We start from the raw sequence: 2,506 nt of genomic DNA on the forward strand, positions 1-2,506 counted from the left end.
TTTTGGTTAAGTCCTCGATCGATTAGTATTCGTCAGCTCCATGTGTCACCACACTTCCACCTCGAACCTATCTACCTCATCGTCTTTGAGGGATCTTACTTCTAATGAATGGGAAATCTCATCTTGAGGGGGGCTTCATGCTTAGATGCTTTCAGCACTTATCCCGTCCACACATAGCTACCCAGCGATGCCTTTGGCAAGACAACTGGTACACCAGCGGTGTGTCCATCCCGGTCCTCTCGTACTAAGGACAGCTCCTCTCAAATTTCCTACGCCCACGACGGATAGGGACCGAACTGTCTCACGACGTTCTGAACCCAGCTCGCGTACCGCTTTAATGGGCGAACAGCCCAACCCTTGGGACCGACTACAGCCCCAGGATGCGATGAGCCGACATCGAGGTGCCAAACCTCCCCGTCGATGTGGACTCTTGGGGGAGATAAGCCTGTTATCCCCGGGGTAGCTTTTATCCGTTGAGCGATGGCCCTTCCATGCGGAACCACCGGATCACTAAGCCCGTCTTTCGACCCTGCTCGACTTGTAGGTCTCGCAGTCAAGCTCCCTTGTGCCTTTACACTCTACGAATGATTTCCAACCATTCTGAGGGAACCTTTGGGCGCCTCCGTTACCTTTTAGGAGGCGACCGCCCCAGTCAAACTGTCCACCTGACACTGTCTCCTACCCCGATTAGGGGCACGGGTTAGAATTTCAGTACAGCCAGGGTAGTATCCCACCGACGCCTCCACCGAAGCTGGCGCTCCGGTTTCTCTGGCTCCTACCTATCCTGTACAAGCTGCACCAAAATTCAATATCAAGCTACAGTAAAGCTCCACGGGGTCTTTCCGTCCTGTCGCGGGTAACCTGCATCTTCACAGGTACTATAATTTCACCGAGTCTCTCGTTGAGACAGTGCCCAGATCGTTACGCCTTTCGTGCGGGTCGGAACTTACCCGACAAGGAATTTCGCTACCTTAGGACCGTTATAGTTACGGCCGCCGTTTACTGGGGCTTCAATTCAGAGCTTCGCGTAAGCTAACCCCTCCTCTTAACCTTCCAGCACCGGGCAGGCGTCAGCCCCTATACTTCACCTTACGGTTTTGCAGAGACCTGTGTTTTTGCTAAACAGTCGCCTGGGCCTATTCACTGCGGCTCTCTCTCGAGAGCACCCCTTCTCCCGAAGTTACGGGGTCATTTTGCCGAGTTCCTTAACGAGAGTTCTCTCGCACACCTTAGGATTCTCTCCTCGACTACCTGTGTCGGTTTGCGGTACGGGCACCTCCCGCCTCGCTAGAGGCTTTTCTTGGCAGTGTGAAATCAGAAACTTCGCTCTAAAGAGCTCCCCATCACAGCTCAACGTTACAGGAAGCGGATTTTCCTACTTCCACGCCTTACTGCTTGGGCGTGCACAACCAACGGCACGCTTTTCCTATCCTACTGCGTCCCCCCATTACTCAAACGGCGGGGAGGTGGTACAGGAATATCAACCTGTTGTCCATCGTCTACGCCTGTCGGCCTCGACTTAGGTCCCGACTAACCCTGAGCGGACGAGCCTTCCTCAGGAAACCTTAGTCATACGGTGGATGGGATTCTCACCCATCTTTCGCTACTCATACCGGCATTCTCACTTCTAAGCGCTCCACCAGTCCTTCCGGTCTGACTTCAACGCACTTAGAACGCTCTCCTACCACTGACATCATAGATGTCAATCCACAGCTTCGGTGAATCGTTTAGCCCCGATACATTTTCGGCGCAGCGTCACTCGACCAGTGAGCTATTACGCACTCTTTAAATGATGGCTGCTTCTAAGCCAACATCCTGGTTGTCTAAGCAACGCCACATCCTTTTCCACTTAACGATTACTTTGGGACCTTAGCTGGTGGTCTGGGCTGTTTCCCTTTTGACTACGGATCTTATCACTCGCAGTCTGACTCCCGTGTATAAATATCTGGCATTCGGAGTTTGTCTGAATTCGGTAAAGCGAGATGCCCCCCTAGTCCAAACAGTGCTCTACCTCCAGTATTCTCTATCACGAGGCTAGCCCTAAAGCTATTTCGGAGAGAACCAGCTATCTCCAAGTTCGATTGGAATTTCTCCGCTACCCACACCTCATCCCCGCACTTTTCAACGTGCGTGGGTTCGGGCCTCCAGTAAGTGTTACCTTACCTTCACCCTGGACATGGGTAGATCACCTGGTTTCGGGTCTACGACCACGTACTCATTCGCCCTATTCAGACTCGCTTTCGCTGCGGCTCCGTCTTCTCAACTTAACCTTGCACGTAATCGTAACTCGCCGGTTCATTCTACAAAAGGCACGCTATCACCCATTAACGGGCTCTAACTACTTGTAGGCACACGGTTTCAGGTTCTATTTCACTCCCCTCCCGGGGTGCTTTTCACCTTTCCCTCACGGTACTGGTTCACTATCGGTCACTAGGTAGTATTTAGCCTTGGGAGATGGTCCTCCCGGATTCCGACGGAATTTCACGTGTTCCGCCGTACTCAGGAT

The 2,506-nt window shown here is 52.5% G+C and carries 1 rRNA gene; it reads right to left on the reverse strand.

Annotated features, from left to right (window positions below):
- Window positions 1-2: 2 nt before the first annotated feature.
- Window positions 3-2,506, reverse strand: a 23S ribosomal RNA gene (locus CRO45_RS19670); the annotation flags it as partial.

The organism is Ureibacillus acetophenoni (assembly GCF_900220965.1).
Lineage (GTDB): Bacteria > Bacillota > Bacilli > Bacillales_A > Planococcaceae > Ureibacillus > Ureibacillus acetophenoni.